At 59.7% G+C, this 25,216-nt stretch carries 21 protein-coding genes; 4 read left to right on the top strand and 17 right to left on the bottom strand.

The genetic code is table 11. The features are described from left to right. Positions 1–2: 2 nt before the first annotated feature. Complete coding sequence (metH, locus tag KVY02_RS08570) at positions 3–3,698, bottom strand: methionine synthase (RefSeq protein WP_218314974.1); 3,696 nt, start codon at positions 3,696–3,698, stop codon at positions 3–5. A 235-nt stretch (positions 3,699–3,933) separates the two neighbouring features. Between metH and nfuA the strand changes: the two genes are divergently transcribed. Further along, on the top strand, positions 3,934–4,539 hold the full coding sequence (nfuA, locus tag KVY02_RS08565) for a Fe-S biogenesis protein NfuA (RefSeq protein ID WP_016913846.1): 606 nt from the start codon (positions 3,934–3,936) through the stop codon (positions 4,537–4,539). Positions 4,540–4,628: 89 nt separating this feature from the next. On the opposite strand, the gene KVY02_RS08560 is transcribed toward nfuA, so the two are convergent. Next, positions 4,629–5,645, bottom strand: a complete 1,017-nt coding sequence (locus KVY02_RS08560) for a DNA-binding protein (protein ID WP_218314973.1) — start codon at positions 5,643–5,645, stop codon at positions 4,629–4,631. 221 nt (positions 5,646–5,866) lie between these two features. On the opposite strand from KVY02_RS08560, the gene KVY02_RS08555 reads away from it, so the two are divergent. Together KVY02_RS08555 and KVY02_RS08550 are read left to right on the top strand one after the other, a co-directional pair. Further along, positions 5,867–7,081, top strand: a complete 1,215-nt coding sequence (locus KVY02_RS08555) for a tyrosine-type recombinase/integrase (protein WP_100730679.1) — start codon at positions 5,867–5,869, stop codon at positions 7,079–7,081. Between the two features lie 49 nt (positions 7,082–7,130). Continuing rightward, positions 7,131–7,547, top strand: a complete 417-nt coding sequence (locus tag KVY02_RS08550) for a SufE family protein (RefSeq protein ID WP_016913843.1) — start codon at positions 7,131–7,133, stop codon at positions 7,545–7,547. A gap of 12 nt (positions 7,548–7,559) precedes the next feature. Here KVY02_RS08550 and yidD read toward each other — a convergent pair whose 3' ends face one another. The 10 genes from yidD to gorA form a co-directional block, all read right to left on the bottom strand. Next, positions 7,560–7,832 (bottom strand): membrane protein insertion efficiency factor YidD, encoded by a 273-nt coding sequence (gene yidD, locus KVY02_RS08545; protein WP_237718584.1) that lies wholly within the window; start codon positions 7,830–7,832, stop codon positions 7,560–7,562. A 64-nt stretch (positions 7,833–7,896) separates the two neighbouring features. Beyond that, entirely contained in the window at positions 7,897–8,367 is a 471-nt protein-coding gene (gene hisI, locus KVY02_RS08540; RefSeq protein ID WP_016913841.1) for a phosphoribosyl-AMP cyclohydrolase, read from the bottom strand. Then, positions 8,367–8,816, bottom strand: coding sequence for a transcriptional repressor (locus KVY02_RS08535; protein WP_016913840.1), 450 nt, complete (start codon positions 8,814–8,816; stop codon positions 8,367–8,369). Before KVY02_RS08535 ends, hisI begins: the two co-directional genes overlap by 1 nt. A gap of 31 nt (positions 8,817–8,847) precedes the next feature. Continuing rightward, complete coding sequence (locus KVY02_RS08530; protein WP_218314972.1) at positions 8,848–9,846, bottom strand: alpha-L-glutamate ligase-like protein; 999 nt, start codon at positions 9,844–9,846, stop codon at positions 8,848–8,850. Next, positions 9,843–11,366 carry an inactive transglutaminase family protein gene (locus tag KVY02_RS08525; protein WP_218314971.1) on the bottom strand — a complete coding sequence of 508 codons (1,524 nt, stop codon included), beginning with the start codon at positions 11,364–11,366 and terminating at the stop codon, positions 9,843–9,845. Before KVY02_RS08525 ends, KVY02_RS08530 begins: the two co-directional genes overlap by 4 nt. Positions 11,367–11,404: 38 nt before the next feature. Continuing rightward, positions 11,405–12,241 carry an ATP-dependent zinc protease family protein gene (locus tag KVY02_RS08520; protein ID WP_218314970.1) on the bottom strand — a complete coding sequence of 279 codons (837 nt, stop codon included), beginning with the start codon at positions 12,239–12,241 and terminating at the stop codon, positions 11,405–11,407. A 223-nt stretch (positions 12,242–12,464) separates the two neighbouring features. Continuing rightward, the gene (locus KVY02_RS08515; RefSeq protein ID WP_016913836.1) at positions 12,465–12,857 is read right to left on the bottom strand and encodes an ectoine synthase; all 393 of its coding nucleotides are present in this window, start codon (positions 12,855–12,857) and stop codon (positions 12,465–12,467) included. 43 nt (positions 12,858–12,900) lie between these two features. Next, a complete protein-coding gene (ectB, locus tag KVY02_RS08510; protein WP_218314969.1) occupies positions 12,901–14,169 on the bottom strand; it encodes a diaminobutyrate--2-oxoglutarate transaminase in 1,269 nt (422 codons plus the stop codon). 96 nt (positions 14,170–14,265) lie between these two features. After that, a complete protein-coding gene (gene ectA, locus KVY02_RS08505; protein ID WP_039177953.1) occupies positions 14,266–14,844 on the bottom strand; it encodes a diaminobutyrate acetyltransferase in 579 nt (192 codons plus the stop codon). 251 nt (positions 14,845–15,095) lie between these two features. Then, a complete protein-coding gene (gorA, locus tag KVY02_RS08500) occupies positions 15,096–16,505 on the bottom strand; it encodes a glutathione-disulfide reductase (RefSeq protein ID WP_371317409.1) in 1,410 nt (469 codons plus the stop codon). Positions 16,506–16,661: 156 nt separating this feature from the next. Here gorA and can point away from each other — a divergent pair, with 156 nt between their 5' ends. Next, a complete protein-coding gene (gene can / locus KVY02_RS08495; RefSeq protein WP_100730668.1) occupies positions 16,662–17,309 on the top strand; it encodes a carbonate dehydratase in 648 nt (215 codons plus the stop codon). Positions 17,310–17,324: 15 nt separating this feature from the next. Here can and KVY02_RS08490 read toward each other — a convergent pair whose 3' ends face one another. The 5 genes from KVY02_RS08490 to KVY02_RS08470 are packed head-to-tail and all read right to left on the bottom strand — an operon-like array spanning position 17,325 to position 25,215. Then, positions 17,325–17,831 carry a c-type cytochrome gene (locus tag KVY02_RS08490; protein WP_100730667.1) on the bottom strand — a complete coding sequence of 169 codons (507 nt, stop codon included), beginning with the start codon at positions 17,829–17,831 and terminating at the stop codon, positions 17,325–17,327. 31 nt (positions 17,832–17,862) lie between these two features. Further along, positions 17,863–18,483 (bottom strand): peptide-methionine (S)-S-oxide reductase MsrA, encoded by a 621-nt coding sequence (gene msrA, locus KVY02_RS08485; protein ID WP_016913830.1) that lies wholly within the window; start codon positions 18,481–18,483, stop codon positions 17,863–17,865. 10 nt (positions 18,484–18,493) lie between these two features. Beyond that, positions 18,494–22,453 (bottom strand): autotransporter assembly complex protein TamB, encoded by a 3,960-nt coding sequence (locus KVY02_RS08480; protein WP_218315070.1) that lies wholly within the window; start codon positions 22,451–22,453, stop codon positions 18,494–18,496. A gap of 48 nt (positions 22,454–22,501) precedes the next feature. Then, the gene (locus tag KVY02_RS08475; protein ID WP_218314968.1) at positions 22,502–24,346 is read right to left on the bottom strand and encodes an autotransporter assembly complex protein TamA; all 1,845 of its coding nucleotides are present in this window, start codon (positions 24,344–24,346) and stop codon (positions 22,502–22,504) included. A gap of 41 nt (positions 24,347–24,387) precedes the next feature. Next, positions 24,388–25,215, bottom strand: a complete 828-nt coding sequence (locus KVY02_RS08470) for a hypothetical protein (protein WP_016913827.1) — start codon at positions 25,213–25,215, stop codon at positions 24,388–24,390. Position 25,216 lies beyond the last annotated feature (1 nt).

The raw sequence follows: 25,216 nt of genomic DNA, 5'->3' as shown, positions 1-25,216 counted from the left end.
CATCAGCTCGGATCGTAGGAAAGCACGGGCGCCAACCAGCGCTCCATTTCTTCCAGCGACATCTGTTTGCGCTGCGCCAGCGCATCGACCTGGTCACGGGTGATCTTGCCGGTGGAGAAGTACTTCGACTGCGGATGGGCAAAGTACCAGCCGGACACCGCAGCCGCTGGCCACATGGCAAAATTCTCGGTCAGCACGAGCCCGGTATTCTTTTCGGCTTCCAACAGCCGGAACAGCGTGGCTTTCTCGGTGTGATCAGGGCAGGCAGGATAGCCGGGGGCAGGGCGGATGCCCTGGTACTTCTCGGCGATCAAGGCCTCGTTGTCTAGCGTCTCTTCCGGCACGTAGCCCCAGAACTCCTTGCGTACTCGCTCGTGGATACGCTCGGCAAAGGCCTCCGCCAAACGGTCGGTCAGGGCCTGCACCAGGATGGCATTGTAGTCATCTCCCGCCGCTTCATAGGCTTTGGAAAGCTCATCCACACCATGGCCCGTGGTGACCGCAAAGCCCCCGATCCAGTCAGCCTTGCCGCTCTCCTTGGGGGCGATGAAATCTGCCAGGCTGTAACAGATGCCGTCCCGGCCTTTGGTGGTCTGTTGACGTATATGATGCAGACGCTCGACGACCTGGGTGCGGGATTCGTCGGCATAGACTTCGATGACATCGTCGTCCACGCTGTTGGCAGGCCACAGGCCGATTACCCCCCGCGCCTGCACGCGTTTTTCATCGATCAGCTTGCGCAGCATCACCTGCGCATCGGCAAACAGGCTGCGCGCCGCTTCACCCACGATCTCGTCGTCGAGAATCTTCGGGTACTTGCCGGCCAGTTGCCAGCTCATGAAGAAGGGCGTCCAGTCGATGCGCTCCACCAGCTCGTTCAGATCGTAATCATCGAAGGTCATCAAACCCGGCTGCCGGGGGGCCACAGGGGTATGCGTGGCCCAGTCGGTGCGGAAGCGCCGCTTGCGGGCCTGGGTGTAGTCCAGGTCGGCGGCTTTGGGACGACGCTTGGCGTTGCGCTCGCGGACCTTTTCGTACTCTTCACGAATCTCGGCGACGTAGGCCGCCTTGAGGTTGGGCGCCAGCAGCTTGCCGGCCACGCCCACGGCGCGGGAGGCGTCGGTGACGTAGATGACCGGGTGGTCGTACTGGGGCTCTATCTTGACGGCGGTATGCGCCTTGGAGGTCGTCGCACCGCCGATCAGCAGCGGCAGGTTCATGCCGCGTCGCTGCATCTCCTTGGCCACATGAACCATTTCATCCAGCGAAGGTGTGATCAGGCCCGACAGGCCGATGATATCGGCATTGTGGTCAATGGCGGCCTGGAGAATTTTCTCGGTGGGCACCATGACGCCCAGGTCGATCACTTCGTAATTGTTACACTGCAGCACCACGCCGACGATGTTCTTGCCGATATCGTGGACATCGCCCTTGACCGTGGCCATGACGATCTTGCCCTTGGCCTGGGTCTCGGCGCTTTTCTCGGCTTCGATGAACGGGATCAGATAGGCCACCGCCTGCTTCATGACGCGGGCCGACTTGACCACCTGGGGCAGGAACATCTTGCCCGCGCCAAACAGGTCGCCGACCACGTTCATGCCATCCATCAGCGGGCCTTCGATGACCTCGATGGGGCGTTCAGCCTGGGCGCGGGCCTCTTCGGTATCTTCCTCGATGAACGCCGTCACGCCCTTGACCAGCGCATGCTCGATGCGCTTGTTGACCGGCCAGCTGCGCCACTCCAGATCTTCCTTCTTGGCTGCGCCGCTGCCATCTCCCTTGTACTTGTCGGCAATGTCCAGCAACCGCTCGGTGCCATCATCGCGGCGGTTGAGCACCACGTCTTCGACGGCGTCACGCAGTTCGGCGGGCAGGTCATCGTAAACCGCCAGCTGGCCGGCGTTGACGATGCCCATGGTGAGCCCGGCGCGAATCGCGTGGTAGAGGAACACCGAGTGGATGGCTTCCCGCACCGGGTTGTTGCCACGGAACGAGAACGACACGTTGGAGACGCCGCCGGAAATCATCGCATGGGGCAGGTGCTCACGGATCCACTGGGTGGCCTCGATGAAATCGACGGCGTAGTTGTTGTGCTCCTCGATGCCGGTGGCGATGGCGAAGATGTTCGGGTCGAAGATGATGTCTTCCGCCGGGAAGCCGATCTCGTCCACCAGCAGGCGGTAGGCGCGTTCACAGATTTCCACCTTGCGGGCGAAGGTATCGGCCTGGCCCTCTTCGTCGAAGGCCATCACGACGATCGCCGCACCAAAACGGCGACATTTGGTGGCCTGTTCGCGGAACGCCGCTTCACCCTCTTTGAGCGAGATGGAGTTGACCACCGCCTTGCCTTGCACGCACTTCAAGCCCGCCTCGATGATGTCCCACTTGGAGGAGTCGATCATGATGGGCACCCGGGCGATGTCAGGCTCCCCGGCAATCAGGTTGAGGAAGCGCACCATGGCTTCCTGCGACTCCAACATGCCTTCGTCCATGTTGATGTCGATGATTTGCGCGCCGCTCTCGACCTGCTCCAGCGCCACTTCCAGCGCCGTGGTGAAGTCCTCTTCGACGATCAGGCGTTTGAAGCGGGCCGAGCCGGTCACGTTGGTACGCTCCCCCACGTTGACGAACAGCGAGTCGGCCTCGATGTTGTAAGGCTCCAGGCCCGCCAGGCGGCAGGCGCGACGGCGCTCGGGCACCTGACGGGGCGCCATGCTGTGAACGGCCTCGGCAATGGCGCGGATATGTTCCGGCGTCGAGCCACAGCAGCCGCCAATGATGTTGACCAGACCGCTCTGGGCAAACTCGCCCACGATGGCCGCCATCTCTTCTGGCGTCTGGTCGTACTCGCCGAACTCGTTCGGCAAGCCCGCATTGGGGTGTGCCGACACGAAGGTATCGGCCTTGGTGGCCAGCTCTTCCAGGTAAGGGCGCAGCTCTTCGGCGCCCAGCGCACAGTTGAGACCCACCGAGAGGGGCTGGGCATGGCGAATGGAGTTCCAGAAGGCTTCGGTGGTCTGCCCTGACAGGGTGCGCCCGGAGGCATCGGTGATGGTCCCCGAAATCATGATCGGCAAACGACGGCCCAGATCTTCGTAAAGCTCTTCAAGGGCGTAAATGGCGGCCTTGGCATTGAGCGTGTCGAAAATGGTCTCAATCATGATCAGATCGGCACCACCCTCGATCAGCGCGTTGGCGGCTTCGTAATAATTCTCGCGCAGCTCGTCGAAGGTCACGTTGCGCTTGGCGGGATCGTTGACGTCCGGCGACAGCGATGCGGTACGCGAGGTAGGCCCCAGCACGCCTGCCACGTAGCGGGGGATGTCGGTTTCCGCGGCCACGGCATCACACACTTCTCTGGCCAGCCGGGCAGACTCTCTGTTTAGCTCGGGCACCAGGTCTTCCATGCCATAATCGGCCTGGGAAAGTCGTGTGCTGTTGAAGGTATTGGTTTCGAGAATGTCGGCGCCTGCCAGCAGGTAGTCGCGGTGGATACGCGCCACCACGTCGGGGCAGGTCAGGGCCAGCAGGTCGTTGTTGCCCTTGAGATCGGAAGGCCAGTCGTGAAAACGCTCGCCACGAAAATCCTCTTCACTGAGCTGGGCATTCTGCAGCATGGTACCCATACCGCCATCCAGAATCAGGATGCGTTGGGTCAGGCGTTGGGTAAGGGATGCAGTCAAATCACTAGCGGCCATGGCAGGGGAAGTTCTCCAGCGTCTCGGTCGAAAAGGATATTCTTGTTGTCGTCGTCATGGGTGAGCGGCGCTTATCATACCAAAGGGTGCTCGCAAGGGCAGCAAGTAAGCCATGCCGCTCGCCCAATAGCCGACTAAAACGGTCGGGATTGTGTCGCAACGTGGTTTTGCTTACCATAGGCACAAATGACATGTGAAGTGGCAACGCCACTACCACGGGAGGATAACATCCCTTATGACCACGACTATCGAAGCGCCGGGCATTGACATCACGGATAGCGCACAGGGCTACCTCGCCGAGCTGCTGGAAAAGCAGAACGTCGAAGGCATTGCCGTGCGTATTTTCATTACCCAGCCAGGCACGCCTTATGCAGAAACCTGCCTGGCCTACTGTCGCCCGGGTGAAGAAGAGCCCACCGACGTCAAGCTCGAGCTTGACAAGATCAACGTGTTTCTCGACAAGAACAGCCTGGCGTTTCTTGAAGAGGCCGTGGTGGACTTCAATGCCGACCGTATGGGTGGGCAGCTGACCATCAAGGCACCCAACGCCAAGATGCCCAAGGTCAATGCGGACAGTCCGCTGGAAGACCGCATCAACTATATCCTGTACAGCGAGATCAACCCCGGGCTGGCGGCCCATGGCGGTGAGATCAAGCTGGTCGAGCTGACCGAAGATAAAATGGCCATCCTGGCCTTTGGTGGCGGTTGCCAAGGCTGTGCCGCGGTCGACCTGACCCTCAAGGATGGCGTCGAAAAAACGCTGCTGGAGCGCATCCCCGAACTGGCGGGTATTCGTGACGTCACCGACCACACCGACACCAGCAACGCCTACTATCGCTAATGGCGGCCATGCTTGACAGCAACGCTGTCATTTAGCACTTTCCACGAACAACGCCAGGCAGCCATGCTGCTTGGCGTTGTTGTATCTGCTCACTCCTGCGATTTAGGAGCCATGGTCTCCGGCAGTGCTGCCAGCTGTGCCTGCATAGCCTCCATTCGCTGCCACAATTGTTGTTGCCACTCTTCACGCCTTGCCGATTGCTGCTGCTCGACCGTTAACGCCTGCCTTGCCTGATCGAGATTGCGCTGAGCGGTTTCCAGTGCTACTTCTAGTGTTTCCTGATGCGCCTGATGCGTTTGCAGCTGTTGCTCGAGCTTGCCGTTGTCCACCTGCAAACGGCTGACCGTATCGTTTTTATTGCGCAACTCCTGCTCCAGCGTTTGGCTACGCTTTTCCCGCTGCTGCAGGCGTTTCTGCAGCGCTTTCTCTTCGTTGGCACGCTCCTGGCGCAGAGTGTCCAGTAGCGCCATCAAACGCGCCTCGGCGGCTTCGTTACGCTGCTCTTCCTGTGCGAGGCGCTCCTCCCATGCCTGCTGACGAGCCTCCAGCTGCGCAGCGCACTCTTGCTGAGCGGCCGTCAGCGCCCGCTGGGCTTCTTGCAGGTCTGCCAGATGCTGCTCGGCATGCTCTGTGGCCTGCTGAGTCTGCTGCTGCCAGTGCCGCTCGCGGGCCTGACACTCTGCCAGTTCACGATGCAGCTGCTCCAGGCGCTGCTCGGTGTGGCGCAGGTGCTCCGCCAGGGCGCTTTCTCGCTGCTCGGCATTGGCGGCCTGCTGGCGTGCTTCGGCGGCGGCCTGCTGAGCACTTTCTACTTGCCTGTTGGCCTCTTCGCGATAGTGCGACAGCGCCTCGTTGGCCAGCTCCTGCGCTTCGCGCCATAGCTCACTGGCCACATTGACCACCACTTCCGGGACGCCCTTGGGTGGGGGAACGTCACGATTCTGCTCACGTGCCGCCCGCCAGGTGCGGAAGTGTTCGCTGATGGTGGTGAAGCTGCCGGTCCCCAGCACATCGCGTATGCGCTGCACGCTTGGCGTGTCGCCACGTGACAGCAAGGTATCGATTGCCTGCTGTACATCACCGTACTGAATGCCGTTCCGAGCCATGCCTGTTTGAATCCTTGAAGTAAGCCGCGCCTGAAATGATCAGGATGGATAGTTGCTGTGCGCCATTGTCATGTAAAAACGGATTCAACTCAATTATTACGTATTACATAAAACGTAATATTATTTATTTAAAAGAACATAAATTCAAGATTACCCATATTATCTTGAATTTATACGCCAAAAAGGCGATGCTGAGCCCTCTGATAGCGCGAGACACCCTCATGACCCAGCCACCTGCGCCGCTTTACGACTCAACGCACCTTGCGACCTTCGCCAACGGGCTGGAGATGGCCGAGCGGAAGGGCAGTGGCGACGTGTTTCCCGATATTGGGAGCAGACTAACAACCACCGATTCAGCAACGCCCCATGTGGCGGCCGACACCGACTATCAGGCCGTTGCGCAATGGCTGGCGGAGTACCAGGACAGCCCGCAAACCCTGAAGAGCTATCGCCGTGAAGCGGAGCGGCTGTTGCTCTGGTTGGGCAGTCAGGGGCGCGGGCTAAGGGAGGTGAACCGTGAAACGCTGCGGAGCTTCGAGGCATTCCTGGAAAACCCGCAGCCCAGGGAGATGTGGATAGGGCCTTCCAAACCACGCCACCACCCGGCGTGGCGGCCGTTTCGCGGCGGACTGTCACCGGCCAGCCGACGTCAAACCCTCGTCATCCTGCAAGGGCTGTTTGGCTGGCTTGTGGAAGCAGGGTGGGTAGGCCACAACCCATTCGTGCTGATGCGCGACAAATCGCGCCGCCTCAATAATCAGACCCAACGTATCGAACGCTATCTGGAGCGACCGCTATGGGACTGGCTATGGACGTGGCTGAACACACGCCCCGTGCCCGAGGATGCACGCGGCCGCTATGAACATGCGCGGCATCGCTTCATTTTCGGCTTTGCCTACCTATTGGCGCCGCGTATCCATGAGATGGCCAACGCCACCATGGACGATTTTCGGGTCAGTGAAGGGCGCTGGTGGTGGCATGTGATTGGCAAGGGCGGCAAGCAAGCGCGCATACCGCTGCCTGAGGACATGCAGGCGTGCCTGCAGCAGTGGCGCAAGGTGCTGGGTTTAGGGGGCCTGCCCGGTGTTAGCGAACATGGTCCGCTGATCCGCGCGCTGGACAAGCAGCGCGGGATCAGCGACAACCAGCTCTATCGTTTGATCAAGGAGACCTTCGGCCATGCGGCCCTGGCCCTTGAAGCAGAAGGGGGCAAGAGGGAGTATATCGATGCGCTACGCAAGGCCACCCCCCACTGGCTACGCCACACTTCGATTACCCATCAAGCCCAGGCGGGTGTCAGCCTGCGCTACCTGGCAGAAAATGCCCGCCACTCAAGACTGGACACCACCAGCCGCTACCTGCACACCGAAGCCCATGAGTGGCATGAGCAGCAGCAGCGGCATCGCTTGAAAACAGCACCCCCAGAGCAGCCTTGAGCCGTTATAATGTTGGCCCTCAACGCACTTACCCTGAAAAGGAACCACCATGACCACTTCCGGTGCCGAGCTCGCCCAACAAGAGCTGGTCGAAGAGTTTGAAATGTTCGATAACTGGATGGATCGCTACCAGTACATCATCGATATGGGGAAGCAGCTCCCGGCGTTTCCCGCTGACAAAATCACCGACGAATTCAAGATTCAAGGCTGCCAGTCAAACGTGTGGATGTGCCATGAAGAGCAGGGCGGCCGCTTGATCTTCAAGGCCAAGTCCGACGCTGCCATCGTCTCGGGGCTTATCGCAGTGCTGCTGCGCATTTACAGCGAGCGCACGGCAGAGGAAATCCAGCAGACGGAACCGCATTTTCTGGCGGATCTGGGATTGGACAAGCACCTGTCACCCACCCGGAGCAACGGCCTGCATGCCATGCTGGAGCGCATCTATCAGGTGGCTAAGCAGCATTAGATAAGCAATTTGCTAATGCTCTGAAGGTTTGGAGGAGGGGCCTGAGCAGCAGCCATCATCTTCCTTGCAGAGCTGCTCGCTGCGGCCGCCAGGTACCGGATCCATACCCCCCGCGCTGCCGGGGTGGCAGCGCAGGATGCGCTTGAGTGCCATCCAGCCCCCTTTGAAAGGCCCGTGCACCTGGATGGCCTCGATGGCATAGGAAGAGCAGCTGGGCCAGTAGCGACAGCGGGGGCCCAGGAGCGGACTGATCGTATATTGATAAAGCCGAACCAGGCCGACCATCAATAGTGACACTCCCTTGATCAGCGCGTTTTTTACCGCCTTCAACGCTTTCAAGAGGGTGCCTTCAAGGACTTTTTTTGCCATACAGGGTGGCGGGGTCGATCAGTGGTTCGCTGGTGATGGCGGCCTTGTGGGCATCCACCGCCACGTAAAAGCAGCTGCGCCTGCCGGTGTGACACGCGGGCCCCGTCTGGTCTACCTGCAGCAGCAGCGTATCGCCATCGCAATCCAGCGCAGCGCTTTTCAGATGCTGCTGCTGGCCGGACGTCTCGCCCTTGCGCCAGAGCGCCTGACGAGAGCGAGAGTAGTAGCATACTCGCTGGGTAGTGAGCGTTTCTTCCAGCGCTTCACGGTTCATCCAGGCCATCATAAGCACTTCGCCGCTGTCGTGCTGCTGTGCTATGGCAGGCAGCAGGCCATCCGAATTGAAGCGCACCGAGGCCAGGATGGTCGCCACATCGGGCAGCGTGTCTGAAGGGGAGGCGGACTCCAGCGACTTGAACAGGTCGCCGTCGTATTGGTTGACTGTGGACATCACGTATCACTCGCAGGTCGGCACGCCTGACACAAGCCCTGAAGCTCGATGGTTTGGCGCTCTACATGAAAGCCCTGACGCTTGGCCAGCGCAGCCAGCTGGTCGCTGATTTCGTCCAGATGAAGCTCTTCCACATAGCCACACTGGCGGCAAATCAACAGCTGAAAGCCGTGGACATGCTCCGGGCAGGCGCAGGCAACGTATGCGTTCTGCGACTCGATGCGATGCACCAGGCCTTGGTCGATCAGGAACTCCAGCGCCCGATACACCGTCGGCGGCCGAGCAGCGGCATGCTCCGTGGAGAGCTGATCCAGCAGGTCATAGGCTTTCAGACCGCCGCCATTTTCGGCGATCAGCTCCAGCACCCGGCGGCGGATAGGGGTAAAGCGTACGCCGCGAGTGTGGCATTGAGACTCGGCTTGTTGCAGTAACGTGTTGGCTTCAGTCATTGGACAGCTCGTTGAACATCATGGGCCTAGTCTACGCGGTTGCCGAAGAGGTGTCAGGGGTTTCCACCAGCTCGCTTCGCCGCGCAAAGTGATGCTGAGCAAACGCAACGCGCTTGGCTACGGGAACATTCTCTGGCTGCCGTTCGATCAGGTCCAGACGGCGGCGCAGGCCTTCACCATTGGTCATCTGGATGGCCAAACCGGGGCGCGCGTTCAGCTCCAGAAGCATCGGGCCATGTTCCCGATCCAGTACCATATCGGTGCCGAGGTAACCCAGCCCGGTCATTTCATAGCAGCCCGCTGCGAGGTGCAGCAGCGTTTCCCACTGAGGTACCACCAGGCTGGCCAGATCATGCCCGGTGTCCGGGTGGCTGAAGCAGGGGCGGTCGAACTGCACACCGCGCAGCGCGGCTCCCGTGGCGATGTTCAGCCCTACCCCCACTGCTCCCTGGTGGAGGTTGGCCTTGCCATCCGATGCCGCCGTGGACAGGCGCATCATGGCCATGACCGGATACCCCTTGAACACGATGACGCGAATGTCCGGCACGCCTTCGTAGGTATACTCCAGCAGGCTCTCGTCGAAGTTGATCAGCGTTTCGATGACCGCGACATCAGGGGAACCCCCCAGCGAATAGAGCCCAGAGAGCAGGTTCGAGACATGCCGCTCGATATCTTCCATGGTCAAGGAAGCCCCACTAGGCTTGAAGAACAGGCCATCCTCGACCCGTTCGATCACCAGGATTCCCTTGCCGCCACTGCCCTTGGCGGGCTTGATGACGAAGCCGTGGTGGCCTTCCAACATCTCGCTCATGTGCTTGACGCCGAATTGCGTGGCCACGGTGCCGATCAGTTTGGGCGTGGTAATGCCGTACTGCTCGGCCAGCAGCTTGGTCTTGAGCTTGTCATCCACCAGCGGGTAAAGATGGCGCGCATTGTACCGGCCAATATAGCGAATATTGCGCCGGTTCATGCCAATGATGCCTTTATCCCTCAGCCTGGTCGGCCAGGCCCAGTTATCGAACCAACTCATGAGGGCTTCTCGTCATCGGTGATGGGTTTGAAGCGACGCAGTTCCAGCAGGCGATAACCGGTGTAGTTGCCCAGCAGCAGAATGAACGCCATCAGGATCAGCTGTACGCCAAGGAAGTTGAAGGTGATGTGACGCACCCAGGGGTTGTTCATGGCCAGGTAAGCCAGCACCGCTGTGAGCAGGCTGCCGCCGCCCTGAATCAGTACTTGCTTGGGGCCTTCCTCTTCCCAGAGGATCGACATGCGTTCGATGGTCCAGGCAAGAATGATCATCGGGAAGAAGGTCACCGTCAGACCCGCACTCAGGCCCATGCGGTAGGCGAGTACCGTAAAGATGGAGATGATCGCGATGACCGTGATGATCACCGCCGACACCCTCGCCACCAGCAGCAGGTTGAGGTAGGAAAGGTAGTTGCGGATGATCAGACCAACGCTGACGATCAGCAGGAAACCGATCAGACCGGTGAGCAGGGTGGTCTGGATAAAGGCCAGAGCAATCAGTACGGGCATGAAGGTGCCCGACGTTTTCACGCCCACCAACACGCGCAAGAAGACCACCACCAGCGCGCCAATCGGGATCAGCAGAATCGTCTGGAACAGCGCCTGCTCTTCAAGCGGCAGGCTGTGAATCGAGAAGTTGAGCAGCGTATCATCAGAGTAGTGGTTGCGAACCGCCGCTGACGCGGGCTGATTGTGGGTCAGCATGGAGAATGATACCCGCGAGTTGCTACCGCCCTGTACTTCGAGTACGGCACGTCCGCCGGTTTCCCAGAGCAGCAGATTCTCAGGACGACCGCGCTCGCCGGTGGCGGGGTTGAACAACGCCCACTCTTCGGCAGCCTGGTCAAAGACCTGGATCCAGCTACTCAGGTTTTGGCGACGCCGCCCATCTTCGAGCAGCAGGCCGCTCACTTCACGGGCCTGAACACCCGCCTGGTTGAGTAGACGCACGATCAGCGCCGAAGGCTGCATCTGGGTCAGCAGTAAGCGAGCATTTTCCCCCTGGCGATCCCCAGTGATATCGAGGATCAGCTCGCGGGCAAAGGTCGCGTTATTGGCGCTACGCGCCCAGGCACGCTCGATGAGCTGGCTGGCGGCCGTGTCATAGGGGCTTTCCCAAGGGGTAATGCTGGGGATTCCTGGCGGCGTTTGAATGGGCGAGCGGGCGTCCGGCGATACCAGCATCTGCACGGAGTAGTAGAGCTGCTGACTACCGGCTGCATTGCGAATGGTCCATTGCGCCTGACGACCCAGCTCATCGGCCTGGTACGCCAGACCATAGCCGGAAGAGGCCGTATTTTCAGTCAATACGCGAAAACCCGCCTGATGCGAAGGCAGCGCGAAGTCCACCTGCACCGGCCCGTTCTGGGCATTGAAATTGATGACAGCTTCGATTTCCCACACTTGCCGCTGTTCACCCGGGAACCAGGGTATTTCGAACTGCAAATGCCTGTGCACGCTGGTGGCAATACCCGCCAGCAGCAGCAACCCAACGATAAAATAAAATGGCAACCGGGACATGATGATTCCTTTCAGCGTAAAGCGGCAGGGGAGTGATATTACTCTTCGGTATCGTCTTGATCGGCCGCTTCATCGTCAGCCGCCTGCTCAGAAGGCTCACCGCCTGGAAATTCGGGACGCTCATGAAGATAGGTTTCTGCCACGTCGATGGTGGCGATATCCATCATGAAGCGACGGCCCAGCAGCACCGGAAAATCCAGATGAGTACGATCGTTCAGGGTGAACTCGACGTTTTCGCGGATCGGCCCCAGGGTCATCAGCAGCGAGATTACTGGGCGCGACTCTTCGCCGGAGGCCTGGACGATTCTGACGCGACGCTGAATAGGCGCCTCGATCCATTCGTCCCGAACGCGATCTACGACCACATCGTCTTCATTAAGTGCCAGCTTGAAACGCACCCAGTTCTCACCGTCGCGCTCGAAACGCGTGATATCCGAAGCAGACAGCGAGGAAGTATTGGCACCAGAATCCACCCGGGCCTTGAGGTACGTGCCGATACTGGGAAAGCCGACCCATTCGCTGCGCCCAAGCAGCGTCTTGCCGTCCTCAACGGCCTCCGCCTGACACTCTTCGCGAATGATCACGGGTTCATCGCCACGCGCTTCGAGATTGGCGACATCGTCACGCAGCAGGCGCAGTAGACTACCCACCTCGCGGACGTCGGCGGTCAGCGTGCGCTGCTGGGCAAGCTGCTGCTCATTGAGCGCCGAAGAGGCCTGACACTGTTGCTGCAAGCTGGATTCGAGTTCAAGGATACGCGTGTTGAACGACGCCTCGCTTAGTGGCGGGGGTTCATTCGATTCGGGCTGCGTCACTGCACAGCCTGCAAGCGACATCGACAAACCGGCCATTAGCCATAGAACACCTGAGCGCATAACGAGGGATATCCTTAAACAATAAGAGCACGAATGATAAGGAGAGGGTATCTGCTTGTCCAACGCCACGGCGGCTTTTCACGAGTGCATGAAGCGATTGCGCCATCCGATTTAACATAATATATATTATGCGAACTAATCTGCACCAGCCGACGACTGACGCAAAGCGGCCTGGCACCAGGCCAGGCCGCAAACACCTGCATCCGACACCTGCATCCGACGATCAGTCGTCAGCGGGTGCGTAGGATCCATCTTCACGGTGCACTTCGTTGCCGGTAATCGGCGGCGTGAACACACAGGCCAAGTGCATGGTCTTGTGGGCACGCAGCAGGTGCTCATCGTGCTGGTCGAGAATGTAGATGTCGCCCGGCTTGATGGGCCAGATCTTGCCATCCGCCAGGGTTTCCACTTCACCTTCGCCTTCGATGCAGTAGACGGATTCGTAGTGGTGCTTGTAGTGAATATGAGTCTCGGTCCCTTCAAAGATGCGCGTGATATGGAACGAGAAATTGCCGCCGTCATTGGCCAATACCAGGCGCGTGCTATCCCAGTTGCCGTTTTCGGCCGTGACGAGACGGTCGGTCTTGCGAGCTTCTTCGATATTACGAACGATCATGGGCGTACTCCATAACGTGGCAGCCAAGGCGGCTGCCGTTCCATTAAGCGTTGATGACTTTCTTGACCGACGCTTCCAGAATATCCAGCGCTTCGAGCAGGTCGGCATCCGGAATGGTCAGCGGACACAGACATTTGACCACTTCGCCATCCTGGCCACTGGTTTCGATGATCAGACCCTCCTCGAAAGCCGTGCTGGTGATCTTGTCGGCAATCTCACCCGAGACCACATCGATACCACGCATCAGGCCACGACCGCGCTCTGTAGCAGGTATGCCGTTCTCGCTGAGCAGCGCTGCCAGGGCCTTGAAACGTTCTTCGACGATACACGCTTTACGCTGAACGTCGCGTTCGAAGGTATCGTTGGACCAGTATTTTTTCAGCGCCGCCGTGGCAGTCACCATGGCGAGATTGAAACCACGGAACGTACCGTTGTATTGGCCTGGCTTCCACTTGTCCAGCTCCGGGCGCATCAATACGTGGGCGAACGGCAAGCCAAAACCTGACAGCGACTTGGAGTTGGTCACGATGTCTGGCGTGATGCCTGCATGCTCGAAGCTGAAGAATTTGCCGGTACGGCCACAGCCTGCCTGAATGTCGTCCACGATGAGCAGAATGTCATGGGCACGGCAAATCTGTTCCAGGCGCTTGAGCCACTCCAGGCCCGCCACGTTGATACCGCCCTCCCCCTGCACGGTCTCGACGATGACGCCGGCCGGAACATCGAGACCACCCGACTTGTCGTTGAGCAGCTTCTCGAAGTAATCCAGCGTATCGGCGTGCTCGCCCATGTAGCCATCGAACGGCAGGAAGCTGGCACCCTGAGTGGGAATACCGCCGGTGGCTTCGCGGAACTTGCGATTACCGGTGGTGGCCAGTGCGCCCATGGTGACACCGTGGAAGCCGTTGGTGAAGGTCACAATGTTATGGCGACCTTTAGCAACACGGGCCAGGCGAATGGCCGCTTCCACTGCGTTGGTGCCGGTAGGCCCAGGCAGATGCACCTTGTAATCCAGACCCCGTGGTTTGAGGATTACGTTTTCCAACGTTTCAAGATAGTCACGCTTGGCGCTGGTCCACATGTCCAGGCCATGTACGACACCATCCGTGGCCAGATAGTCGATCATCGCTTGCTTCAGATGGGGGTTGTTGTGGCCGTAGTTGAGCGTGCCTGCACCGGCAAGAAAATCGATGTACTCACGCCCATTCTCATCGGTCAGGCGTGCGTTCTGGGCCTTTTTGAAGACGACAGGAAAAGAACGTGAATAGGTACGAACATTGGATTCCATGCGTTCGAGCGTCTGGGTCTGCATAAGCGACCTCCTTATCAGTCGGGTCTGGTTGGCCTGATCGGCAAAAAGTGGCAGCCGGGGCAACACAAGCGGGAAAACCGTTAACCTTGAAAGCTGTCAGAGACTGCCAGTTTGAAACGGGCCGATTCTTACCAGGTTTTCCGGATCGTGCTCTCCACCGAGCTGTTCGGTCGAAAAGTATTCTCGGCTATTCAGCGGGGCCTGCCAGCGGGCAGCCAAGCGGCGAAACAGCCCCCAGGATGCCTGGTTGTCTGGCGTAATGGTGGTTTCGAGGTGATGCACGTCATCCAGTTCAGGGCGCGACATGATCGCCTCTACCAGCCGCCGTGCAAGCCCTGTACCGCGGGCTTTCTCACCTACGGCGACTTGCCATAGGAAGTAGGTATCAGGGGCATTGTCTTTCACATAACCTGAGACGAAGCCAACGATTTCGCCCTCTTCGTTCGTGGCCACTGCGCAGGTATCGCGAAACTGGGTTGCCAACAGCAGGTAGGCATACGCGGAGTTGACGTCTAGCGGTGGACACGCCTTGACCAGCTCGTAAATGCCCCAACCGTCGTCGGCGTTGGGCTTGCGAATGAACAGCGGCGCTTCGGCATGGCCCACGACGGCATCGGCCACGGTGGGTCTGGCGAGTTCCGCAGAGGGCGTAAAAGGCTTGATAGGCGTACTCATGGTTATGCTTCGCTGTAGCGAATTTGAGTTTCATTATAACAGCTGATTATGAGCAATTCAAAAATCATATTATTTATCCGTGGCTTTTCCATAATTCAGGATTATCAAAACGCCTGCCCGGCGCGCTGGGATCCACTGCACGACCATGATTCACTGAGTCTAGAACACCCACGCGTATGCGCGAGACAAAAAAGAGGCAAGCTTCCGCTCGCCTCTCTGTTTGACACTAATGCCTCTGGCCGAGCCGACGCTCAGTAGCGTGATGGAGTCCTTAGCGTGACGAACTCTTCTGCCGCCGTGGGGTGAATGCCCACGGTACGATCGAAGTCTTCCTTGGTCAGCCCTGCGCGCACGGCAATGGCAATGCCCTGGATCAGCTCCCCCGCTTCTTCGCCTACCATATGAGCCCCCACCACGACATCAGTGGCATCGTCGACGATCAGCTTCATCAATACACGCTCATCGCTCCCCGAGAGCGTGTGCTTCATGGGCTTGAAGTCGGTGCGATAGACCCGAATGCCGTCGAACTGCTCTCTGGCGGCTTCTTCGGAGAGCCCTACCGTGCCGATATTGGGATGACAGAACACGGCGGTCGGTATCGTGTGGTAATCCAGTGGCCGCGGGGGCCGCTGATGAAAGTGGATGTCGACCAGCTGCATGGCCTCTGCCAGCGCGACAGGCGTCAGTTCTGGGCCCGCGGTCAAATCTCCCAGCGCCAGAACGGAGGGCACGCGGGTCTGGAATCGAGCGTCTACCGGCACCTTGCCGTCCGCATCAAGCTCGATCTGCAGCGCCTCGAGCCCTAGTCCTGCCGTATTGGCTTTCCGACCCGTGGCTGCCAACACGGCATCGACTTCCAATACGTCTCCGTTGGTCAGCTCGACCTTGAGTGCACCGCTCTCCAACGTATCGATACGCGCGATATTGACACCAAAATGAAGATTGACGCCTTTCTTGGCCATTTCCGCGCGGGTGAACTCCCGAACTTCCTGATCGAACCCTTTCAGGAACATCTCACCGCGATAAATGAGGTGGGTGTCGCTCCCCAGTCCATTGAAGATGCTGGCAAACTCCACCGCGATATAGCCGCCCCCCAGCACCAGGAAACGCTCAGGGAAGCGCTCGAGATCAAATACCTGATTGGAGGTGAGCGCCAGTTCGCTGCCCGGGAACTCGGGCACCCATGGCCAGCCACCCGTCGCCAGCAGGATCTTCTCGGCACTGTAAGTGGTTTCCTGACCCTCTTGGGTCAACACAACCTGGTGCGGCCCTTCCAACCGTGCACGGCCATTGAGCAGCGTGACGCCCGCACCTTCCAGCATACGCTGGTAAATGCCATTGAGGCGCTTGATTTCGCTGGTCTTGTTGTCGCGCAAGGTAGACCAGTCAAAGGTTGGCGGCACACTCATTTGCCAGCCAAAACCGGCCGCATCGTCGAAGCTGTCATGAAAATGCGCGGCATAGGAGTATAGCTTCTTGGGCACACAGCCTACATTGACGCAGGTGCCACCCAGGTAACGATCCTCAGCCACCGCTACCCGAGCGCCCGTCGCGGCGGCCATACGCGCGGCACGCACGCCTCCCGACCCCGCCCCAATCACCAGTAAATCGTAATCATGCGCCGTGTTGGCTGGCCTAATGTCTGACATCGTTTCTGACATGGTTGCTTCTACTCCTTGCTTGAAGCTGCCGCACTTGATAGGCAGCCCCCGATTGATCTGGAACTGACGAGACGCATAAAACTCGTTACTCTGTACGCCCTCGGCAGCATTGGCATGCTGCTTCTACGATGGAACTCGTGCTCCTGGGAGACTCAATTGTCCGATAAAATTGCCACGCTGCTGGAAAACAACCGCGCCTGGGCCGAGCGGATGTGTCAGGAAGACCCTGATTATTTCAAGCGCCTCTCGAGCCAACAAAAGCCAGACTACTTGTGGATTGGCTGCTCCGATAGCCGCGTACCGGCCAATCAGATCATCGCGTTGCCGCCTGGCGAAGTGTTCGTTCACCGCAACGTCGCGAATCTGCTGCACCATACCGACATGAACGCCCTGTCGGTGGTGCAGTATGCCGTCGACGTCCTCAAGGTCAGTCATATCATGATCGTTGGCCACTACGGCTGCGGGGGCATCAAGGCCGCCGTCACCGGAGGCGAGTGCGGCGTCGTGGACTACTGGCTGCACTCGGTGCGTGAGCAGTACAACCAGCACCGCCAAACGCTGGAAGCCCTGCCTCTCGACGCGCAAATCGATCGAATGTGTGAACTCAACGTACAGGCGCAAGTGAACAGCCTGTGTCGCACCAAGATCCTCCAGCGCGCCTGGCAGCGTGGCCAGAAGATCTCGGTGCATGGTTGGGTATATGGCCTGGACGATGGCCGAGTGAAGGACCTCGATTGCACCATCAGTGGGCTCGAACAGGTCGAGACCCTCTACCGTATCGACCGCGTTCAGCCGGGCGATTGAGCATAGGCCATCGCGCTAGTTGTAGCGATAAGCGCGGTGGCAGCTCCGGCAGCTGAGACTCACGTCCGAAAAGGCCCGCGTAGCGGCACGGTAATCCTCCTGCTGTGCGGCCTCCACCAGGTCGGCTACTTTTTCTTCCAGGTCAACGAAACCCGCCGAGAAGTCTTCCCACTCCTGCCATATTTCCGGCCGAGCATCGGAACCACGCCCATGGGTGCCTTCGATGAAGGCAGGCAAAAAATGTGCTTGAGTGGCCTTTTGCTGCAGCGCTTCCAGCCGCGGCTCGGCACCACGAGCATCCCGATTATTGACCAGGTCGAAACGCAGCTGGCGCAGCAGCCGCTCCAGGTCTTTCAACTCATCCTGGCGCCATATCACGGCTTCTCGTTCACTGGCAAACGGCGTATCTTCTACCGTTGTCGGCATGTCCGGCGTGCTGGCCTGAGTCGTCGACCCCAGCGTCAACAGCGCACACCCCGCCATGTTAATCAGCCATGGATAGTCACGTCCACGTCGCCACATCGTTGTTATCCTGTTCAAACGGTCATCGTTGTTAGCCAATCGCACAGGTCACGCCCGTGCCCTTCAACCCGCAATAGCCACCGGGATTTTTATCGAGGTACTGCTGGTGGTACGCCTCGGCATAGTAGAACGTGTCCAGCGGTTTGATTTCCGTGGTGATACGCCCTTTGCCCGCCGCTTCCAGCGCTTGTTGAAACTCAGCGGCACTCTGCTGGGCACGCGCCAACTGCTGCGCCGTGGTGGTGAAGATCGCTGAACGGTACTGGCTGCCGATATCGTTGCCCTGACGGTCTCCCTGAGTAGGGTCGTGCTCTTCCCAGAAAATCTGCAGCAGCTTTTCCAGACCAATCACACTCGGATCATAAACGACCCGCACGACTTCCGTGTGCCCGGTAAGCCCGGTACAGGTCTCCTGATAAGTAGGGTTGGGAGTGGTACCGCCCGCATAACCGGCAGCTGTGACGACCACACCGGGCTGACGCCAGAAAAGGCGCTCCACGCCCCAGAAGCAGCCCATCCCCAGCACGATTTCCTCGCAGCCAGCCGGAAATGGCGGATGCAGCGACGCCCCTGTCACGGTATGCACCTCACTGGTCTCGATAGGCGTGCTGCGGCCTTCGGGTGCCGTCTGGCGAGATGTAAAAAACGACATCGATGTTCTCCTATTGCTGCGGATAGACGTAAGGATCGCCCGAGCGGGTAAAGGTGTAAATCAGGTCAACCGCTTGATTCGCACCAGACACCGCCTGGAGGTACAAGTTCCGCCACAGGGTGTAGCGCAGCGTCAGCTCAGCGATGGGCGAGAAAATGCCCACCCCGTAGCTGATGCGCAAGTCATCGGTCAGCTGGCCACTCACCGCCACCTGACTTTCATCGCCCGCACCGGTGGTATCCAGCGTCAGGTCATCGATCCCGAAGGCTTGTCCCAGCGAGCCGACGGCCCCTCCGGTACGACCCAATGACATGCCGATCAGTGCCGTGGTCAGGGCACTATCGATGCCGCCACCCGAAGCGTCAGGGGCACGACCACGTAACAGATACGAAAGCGCGCGGGTCTCGTCCATGGAGGGTTCGGAAAAGATCATGACGTTCGGCTCTTCGGCGTTGCCCGAGACCCGCAGCCCGGCAATGACTTCGTCTTCGGTAATGTCCGGATTACGAATCGCTTCGAAATCCAGCACTGGCAAGCCGGGCGGACCGCTGAACAGCAGTTGGCCACGCCGAATCAGCAAGTCCTGCCCAAAGGCCTGGAAGCGGCCATCCACCAGGTTTACGTCACCAAACAGCTGCAGCACCCCGCTCTCCTGGCGTATTTCCAGGCTACCCCCTAAACCAGACTCGAGGCCGTAGGCGGAAATCTGCATGTCGCGACCCAGGGTCAAGGTAATCAGGACATCGATGGCCATTCCCGTGGCCGTCAGTTCCTCGGCAGCGCTGGGGTCTTCGCCCGCTGCGATGGCGCGCTGGCGCGCCTGTTCGGCTTCTCGATCATCACGCTCGGTAATGATGATCTCATCGGGGCTGGGCGAGGTGGCCGACGAGGGCAGATCGCCTATTTCCAGCCGCGCCCAGGGCAAGTCGACATTGCCCCTGACCTGCAAACGCTCTGGAGTAATGCGTACACGAATGTCTGGTGCGGCTTCCATGCGGCCGAACTGGGGCAGTACCACCAGCAGGGGCTCCTGAGTGGCATTGAGATCTATCCCGATCCGCCAGGCATCGCTGGCTGGCCAATAAGCTTCGCCGCTGATGTTCAATCGGCCTCTTTCGGCAGCGACGAAGCCGTCGATATCCCCCCGCTCACCATCGAAGATGATGCCGAATTCACCGTCCTGAACGTCCACCGGGATGTCCGGGCCATGTACTCGCAGGCCACGCAAGGCGAGTTGCCCCTGCAGGTCGGGCTGCTGTGTGCTGCCACCAATTTGGACGCTGCCGTTCAGCGCCCCCTCGAGGCGGTCCATGCCCAGCATCATCGGACGATAGGGTTCCAGGGAGACATTGTTGGCACGCAGTTCGCCTGCCAAGGCTCCTTGACCCAAGGGGTCGTTGACGGAAAGATCGAGGGTTATTTCTCCGGCTTCGGACAGCGAGAGCAGCAGGTTGGCATCGGCCTGTGATTGATTGGCCTCGATTTGGGTATCCAGACTCAACACCGGCAGGGCCACCGGCTGGCCGTAATCGTTGATGGCGGTGATCGCCAGCTCACTGAGTACTTGCACGTTGGCTTGCCAGCGCGCGCCTCCCTGACGCCAGTTGGCCGCCAGCTCAGCGGTCGTGGCACCCTCGAAACTCCACTCTTCGGGCAAGAACGGTTCGAGCATCTCCATGGGGACTTCGCTGACTCGCAGGCTGGCTTGCCCCTGCTCTGCCGATGCCGTCATGGGCTCATCCGAACAGACCAGGCCGCCTTCCAGTCGCCGCAAGCAGAATGGCGACAGTCTCACCTGGCCATTGGCCAGGTTGTAGCCGATATCCAGCGGCGCTTCGAGGCGAATACTGCCCGCCTCGCTGTCCAGCTCCAGCGGCATCAGCCGGGCTTGATACTGCTCCGTAGCCTGATTGAAGCGGCCATCCAAAGCCAACGAGGCAGCGCTGAGCACATTGCCTGGCGCACCGTCGACATTGACGCTCAGAGTGTGTTGAGACAAGCGCCCGCTCAGATTGACGGCCAGGCTGGATAGCGCCTGCCCACCGGCATTGACACTTTGGGCATCGAGTTCGACACGCAGAACCGGATCATCGACCCCCTGAACATTGGCCGCCAGGCCAAGGGTTTCAATACGGTTTTCGGCAAACCTCAGTTGATTGCCGGTCAAGCGTGCGACCAACTCGGGGGCACTAAAGCTCCCGGTAGCGCGGAGGTCGCCGCTGAGGCGGCCGGCCAGCTCCGGGTGCAGCGTTTGCAGTTCGGTGAGCGCGATATCCGCCTGCAGCGACATGGCTTGTTCACTCACCTGGCCGGAAGCCGTCAGGCGGTTGTTCCCCTGCGTGAACAGCAGTCGTTCGATAGCGACTTCCAAATCGCTGTTGGCCTCCAGCGCGGCCTCCAGCGTCAGAGGATACTCTTGCAACTCACCGTCGATGGCCAGCTCAGGGAGCGCAATGTCCCAACGCTCTCCCTGCTGCTGAACGTTGGCAGTCAGGCGCCCATTCAGGTTGCCTTCCAACTGGTCGACGAATAGCGAGGGGTCGACACTGCTCAATTGCACACTGGCATCGATGCGCAGCGCCTCGGCCCAGTTCACTTGCCCTTCGCTGGTCAAGCGGCTCTCTTCGATACGCAGATTGAGGGGCGCCCAGCGGAAGGAGGTCATGTCACCATCGCCGGTCAGGTCTATCGACGTATCCGGTACCTGAGGCGCCTGCGCGTCGACCAACAGCCGCACGGCGTAGGCGTCCAGGCTACCGTTGACGGTCAAATCCACATCTTGTGCCACGTAGGTGGTGTCGGGGTCACGCTCCATGCTTTCCAGCGGCCACTCGACGCGTTCGCTCTGCAGCCGCGCGGTGAAGGGCACATCAGGCGCCAGGACATCGACGTCGGCCGCCAGGGTCGCGTTGATCTGCCCCGAAACATCCAGCTCCGCCGACAGGTCCGCCAGCGAGCCAGAAAGCCGAAGCGTCAGCGTTTCTCCGCTCAAGGCCGGGAAGAGTTCCGGCAGCAGAAGCACGCTGTGCAGCTCGGCTTCCAACGGGTAATCGTCTGCCAGCGTCACATCCGCCATCAACCGCGCCGTGGCATCCTGGGTATCCACCTCAAGCGTAGAAAGCACCACGTTGTCACGCTCAGCATGTCCGGCCAGCAGTACTCGCTCCACGTCATAGGTGAACGCACCGGCCACGCTGACATCGGTGACCAACAGCGACGTGATCGCCACATCGATGGGTAGCTCGATGGCTGGCAGCGACAGTCGTTCACGCGGTGCCGGGGAACCCGCTATTGGCTCCTCATCGTGGGGCTGATTCACTTGGATGGCACTATCGATACCGACGGCGGTGAGCGGCGTGTCGATATCCTCTGTGAGCTGCCCACCCGGTGAAAGCGGTAGATGAACGGCAAGACGTTCAAGGCGCGTCGGCTCGATGATGATCTGCTGCTGTGCGCCAGAGAGGGAGGTAGAAAAGCGCTCCCAGGCCACATGAGTGCCATCGGCCAGGTGCAGCTGAACGTCGCTGATATCGATATCACGCAGCTCGATAGGGAATGGCAGGTGAATGCGCGAAAGGGGCGTGGATTCGCTGTCGGGCTCTTCAGGTGCATCGCTGGCAGCCAGGCGGATATCGGCGCCCGAGAGGTGCAATCTTTCCAGGCACAGCCTACCTGAGAGCAGACAATCGTCGGCCCAGGCAAGCTCCACCTCATCCAGGGTCACCTGCGTGCCGCCCATGGCCAAGTGAAAGCCCTGAAGCCGAAAGCTCTCCAGCAGCGCCCCTTCCTGCTGTTCATAGCTGAACCAGCCGCGCTGTTCACCTTGTGAGAACAGCTGTGCCGTGCCCCAGGGGGACAGCGCCACGCCCAGCAACAGGGCGGCCAGGCCCAGCACCCAAAGGGGCAACAGAATCATCAAACGCAGCAGACTCCACAGCGTCAGCCATAGGCGACGCCGACTAGAGAGCATCTCGCGGTTTGGGGGTGTCGTTACATCAACCTTGGCCAAAGAGCTCTCCTAGAATTCTGGTCCGATCGAAAAGTGCACGCGGTAGTCATCGTCGTTGTCGAACGGGTGCGCCACGTCGAAGCGTATTGGGCCCACCGGCGATACCCAACGCACACCTACCCCCGCCCCGGTCTTCAGATCTTCGGGGCCCCAGTTATCGAATGCATCACCGCTGTCGACGAAGGCAGCGCCCCACCAGTCGCCCGTCACGCGGCGCTGATACTCCAGCGTGGAGGTCAGCATTTGCTGGCCACCGCGCAAACGACCCTGCTCGTTACGCGGCGAGAGGCTTTCGTAGGAGTACCCGCGTACACTGCGATCCCCACCGGCAAAAAAGCGCAATGATGGCGGTAGTTTATCGAAATCGTCGGTTTCGATGGCGCCAACGCTCAGGCGCGCCACGAAGCGGTTGTCGCTGCCCAGCATGCGTATCCATTCGGTGTCGCCGGTGAGTCGGGCAAAGTCGGCATCCGAGCCCCAGGTACTATCGGAGTATTCCAGTGACAGCTGCTGGCGATCCCCCCAGAGGGGAAAGCGCTGGGGGCGAGTGCGTGTGCGCGACCATTGAATGCCGGGATAGAAAAGCCATACCTGGTCGGCCTGGCCCCCTTGGGTAAAGTCCTCGTAGGTAGTTCTGAAGTACAGCGTTTGCACCCAGCGGTTCTCGAACTCCCAGCGCCGCGCTATCTCGACCGTGCCTTGCAGTGAGCGGGTATCGCTGTCATCGATATTGCGCACGCCGTACTGGAGGCGATAGTTATCGCGGATCGGGTCTTCAAGGGGGATGTTATACACCCCGGTGAAGCGCTGCTCGGGCGCCGACAGGTAAAGATTATGATCCAGGCTATGCCCCAGCTGATTGATCCACGGCTGACGCCAGCCAAAGCGCAGCCTGGGGCCCACATCGGTGGCAAAGCCTATCCCCACCTCGTACTGATGGCGGTCGGCGGGTTCAACATTGACATCAATGGGAAGACGCGTGTCGTCGCGACGATGAAGGCTCAATGCACTGGTCAGCGCCGCACTGCTAATCCGTGGCCGCTCTGGCTGAGTGGCAGCGACTTCGCTCCACCAGGGATCTCCCCCGCTGGGGGGCGCTATGATCAATTCACGGGCGGTTTCCAGGCGGGGACGCACGGAGACCGAGCTGAACCAACCGGTTTCAGCCAGCCGCTGATTGTAGAGTGCCAGGGACTCGGCAAGGTAGGGGTCGCCTGCTTCGAACGTCTGCATCTGCCGAAGACGGTCAGGCTCGATATGGCTTCCGGTGATAAGCGTGTTGCCGAACTGGTAGCGAGGCCCACTATCGAAGCCCATGTAGAGCCTCGCGCTTTCCAGGTAGGGGCGCACTTCCATACGCCGGTCCGAAAACCCCCAGTCGAAATAGCCGCGCTCGATGGCCAGCCCGGAAAACTGATTGCGCAGCCGATCCCAGGGTGCGTGGCGCAAAGGGTCGCCGACGTTGAGGGGAAAATCGTCCAGGGCTTCCTGAAAAGGCGGATCGTCTGCCGCATCGCCAGTGACGTTGATCTCCAGGACTTCAATGGTAACGCGTGGCCCCGGCTCGATACGCACGGCGACCGGCGTCTCTTCGAGAGAGACACGCACCTCGGGCTGGTAATAGCCATACACCCGCATGGCTTCCTGGGTGCGCTGACGAATTTCCCCCTCCAAGCGTACATCGGTGTACTGCTCTGCATCGATATTTTCGAGGTAAGCACTGATATTGTTGCGCACCTGCTGGTTGACGCCGCTAATATTGGCCTCGAGCCCCCATACCGATACCGAAGCCGCCCATAGCGGTAGTGCGCAAACCACGCGCGCCATGCCGGACCATCGCCGTTGTCTTCCCATACGCTTTTATCCCTAACCCCAAATTATCGGCTTGCGGCATGCTAGTTACGCAGCATCTCCATTTGTGCGCTGAAGGCCAGCTGGGCTTGACGCACTTGCCGCACATCGCTTTCGAGGGTGGCCAACCGCTGCGACCACTCGGCCTCCAGTGACGCCAGCTCGGACTGGCTGGCAAACGTGGCAGAGGTATCATCCTCCAGCGCTTCAGACAGCTGGCCCAACTGCTGCTCCATGGTAACACGCCACTGCTGCTGCTCTGCCAGTGCGGCTTGCTCACTGGCCAATTGCCGTTCCAGTTCCTCGAGTCGTTGGCCAAAGGTCTGTTCCAGGTAAGAGACCTCTTCCAGCAAATTTTGTCTACCGGAAGTTCCTACCTGTTCCAGCGCATTCAGCGACGCACGAATCGCAGCAAGCTGACTGTCTCGCATGGCAGCTTGCTCCTGCAGGCGTTCGAACTGCTGCGACACAGAATCCAGCGCATCGCTGGAAGCGCTGGCCTCATGGTCCGTAAGTAGCCCATACAGCTCTTCACGAGTGGTGGTGAGCGCGATGGCAAGCTGCTCTTGCTCCTGGAAAAGCGTGGCCATCTGAGCTTGTACAAAGGTTATCTCATCCTGCGCATCAGTGTCACCCGAGTCCAATCGCGCATGCAGATTAGAGACTTCGCCACTGACACGACTAACCTGGCGGAGTAGCTCTTCGCGCTCGTACCACAGCAACACCGACGCCCCGGCCAGGGCCAGGAAGAGCAACATCAAGAAAAACCATAAAGGCCAGAGCCTGGGCCCCTTGCGATGTCGCAAGTGCTGAGCAGTAAAGCTCTGGTCGACATCCGGCACGATACGAGGTGATGAGATGGCGTCAGACATG

Source organism: Halomonas sp. 18071143 (assembly GCF_019211725.1).
In the GTDB taxonomy this organism is placed as follows: Bacteria; Pseudomonadota; Gammaproteobacteria; order Pseudomonadales; family Halomonadaceae; genus Vreelandella; species Vreelandella stevensii.
Note: the sequence above shows the minus strand (reverse complement) of the source record. Positions and strands in the feature narration are given on the sequence as shown.

What these genes read in the sequence shown, in the direction of transcription:
- ectB (WP_218314969.1), bottom strand. Translation starts at nt 14,169, where the DNA reads ATGCAGACCCAGACGCTCGAACGCATGGAATCCAATGTTCGTACCTAT.
- KVY02_RS08530 (WP_218314972.1), bottom strand. Translation starts at nt 9,846, where the DNA reads ATGAGTTGGTTCGATAACTGGGCCTGGCCGACCAGGCTGAGGGATAAA.
- KVY02_RS08475 (WP_218314968.1), bottom strand. Translation starts at nt 24,346, where the DNA reads ATGGGAAGACAACGGCGATGGTCCGGCATGGCGCGCGTGGTTTGCGCA.
- gorA (WP_371317409.1), bottom strand. Translation starts at nt 16,505, where the DNA reads ATGTCAGAAACGATGTCAGACATTAGGCCAGCCAACACGGCGCATGAT.
- metH (WP_218314974.1), bottom strand. Translation starts at nt 3,698, where the DNA reads ATGGCCGCTAGTGATTTGACTGCATCCCTTACCCAACGCCTGACCCAA.
- KVY02_RS08520 (WP_218314970.1), bottom strand. Translation starts at nt 12,241, where the DNA reads ATGCGCTCAGGTGTTCTATGGCTAATGGCCGGTTTGTCGATGTCGCTT.
- KVY02_RS08550 (WP_016913843.1), top strand. Translation starts at nt 7,131, where the DNA reads ATGACCACTTCCGGTGCCGAGCTCGCCCAACAAGAGCTGGTCGAAGAG.
- KVY02_RS08535 (WP_016913840.1), bottom strand. Translation starts at nt 8,816, where the DNA reads ATGACTGAAGCCAACACGTTACTGCAACAAGCCGAGTCTCAATGCCAC.
- KVY02_RS08525 (WP_218314971.1), bottom strand. Translation starts at nt 11,366, where the DNA reads ATGTCCCGGTTGCCATTTTATTTTATCGTTGGGTTGCTGCTGCTGGCG.
- KVY02_RS08555 (WP_100730679.1), top strand. Translation starts at nt 5,867, where the DNA reads ATGACCCAGCCACCTGCGCCGCTTTACGACTCAACGCACCTTGCGACC.
- ectA (WP_039177953.1), bottom strand. Translation starts at nt 14,844, where the DNA reads ATGAGTACGCCTATCAAGCCTTTTACGCCCTCTGCGGAACTCGCCAGA.
- KVY02_RS08480 (WP_218315070.1), bottom strand. Translation starts at nt 22,453, where the DNA reads ATGCTCTCTAGTCGGCGTCGCCTATGGCTGACGCTGTGGAGTCTGCTG.
- KVY02_RS08470 (WP_016913827.1), bottom strand. Translation starts at nt 25,215, where the DNA reads ATGTCTGACGCCATCTCATCACCTCGTATCGTGCCGGATGTCGACCAG.
- KVY02_RS08560 (WP_218314973.1), bottom strand. Translation starts at nt 5,645, where the DNA reads ATGGCTCGGAACGGCATTCAGTACGGTGATGTACAGCAGGCAATCGAT.
- hisI (WP_016913841.1), bottom strand. Translation starts at nt 8,367, where the DNA reads ATGTCCACAGTCAACCAATACGACGGCGACCTGTTCAAGTCGCTGGAG.
- KVY02_RS08490 (WP_100730667.1), bottom strand. Translation starts at nt 17,831, where the DNA reads ATGTGGCGACGTGGACGTGACTATCCATGGCTGATTAACATGGCGGGG.
- yidD (WP_237718584.1), bottom strand. Translation starts at nt 7,832, where the DNA reads ATGGTCGGCCTGGTTCGGCTTTATCAATATACGATCAGTCCGCTCCTG.
- nfuA (WP_016913846.1), top strand. Translation starts at nt 3,934, where the DNA reads ATGACCACGACTATCGAAGCGCCGGGCATTGACATCACGGATAGCGCA.
- KVY02_RS08515 (WP_016913836.1), bottom strand. Translation starts at nt 12,857, where the DNA reads ATGATCGTTCGTAATATCGAAGAAGCTCGCAAGACCGACCGTCTCGTC.
- msrA (WP_016913830.1), bottom strand. Translation starts at nt 18,483, where the DNA reads ATGTCGTTTTTTACATCTCGCCAGACGGCACCCGAAGGCCGCAGCACG.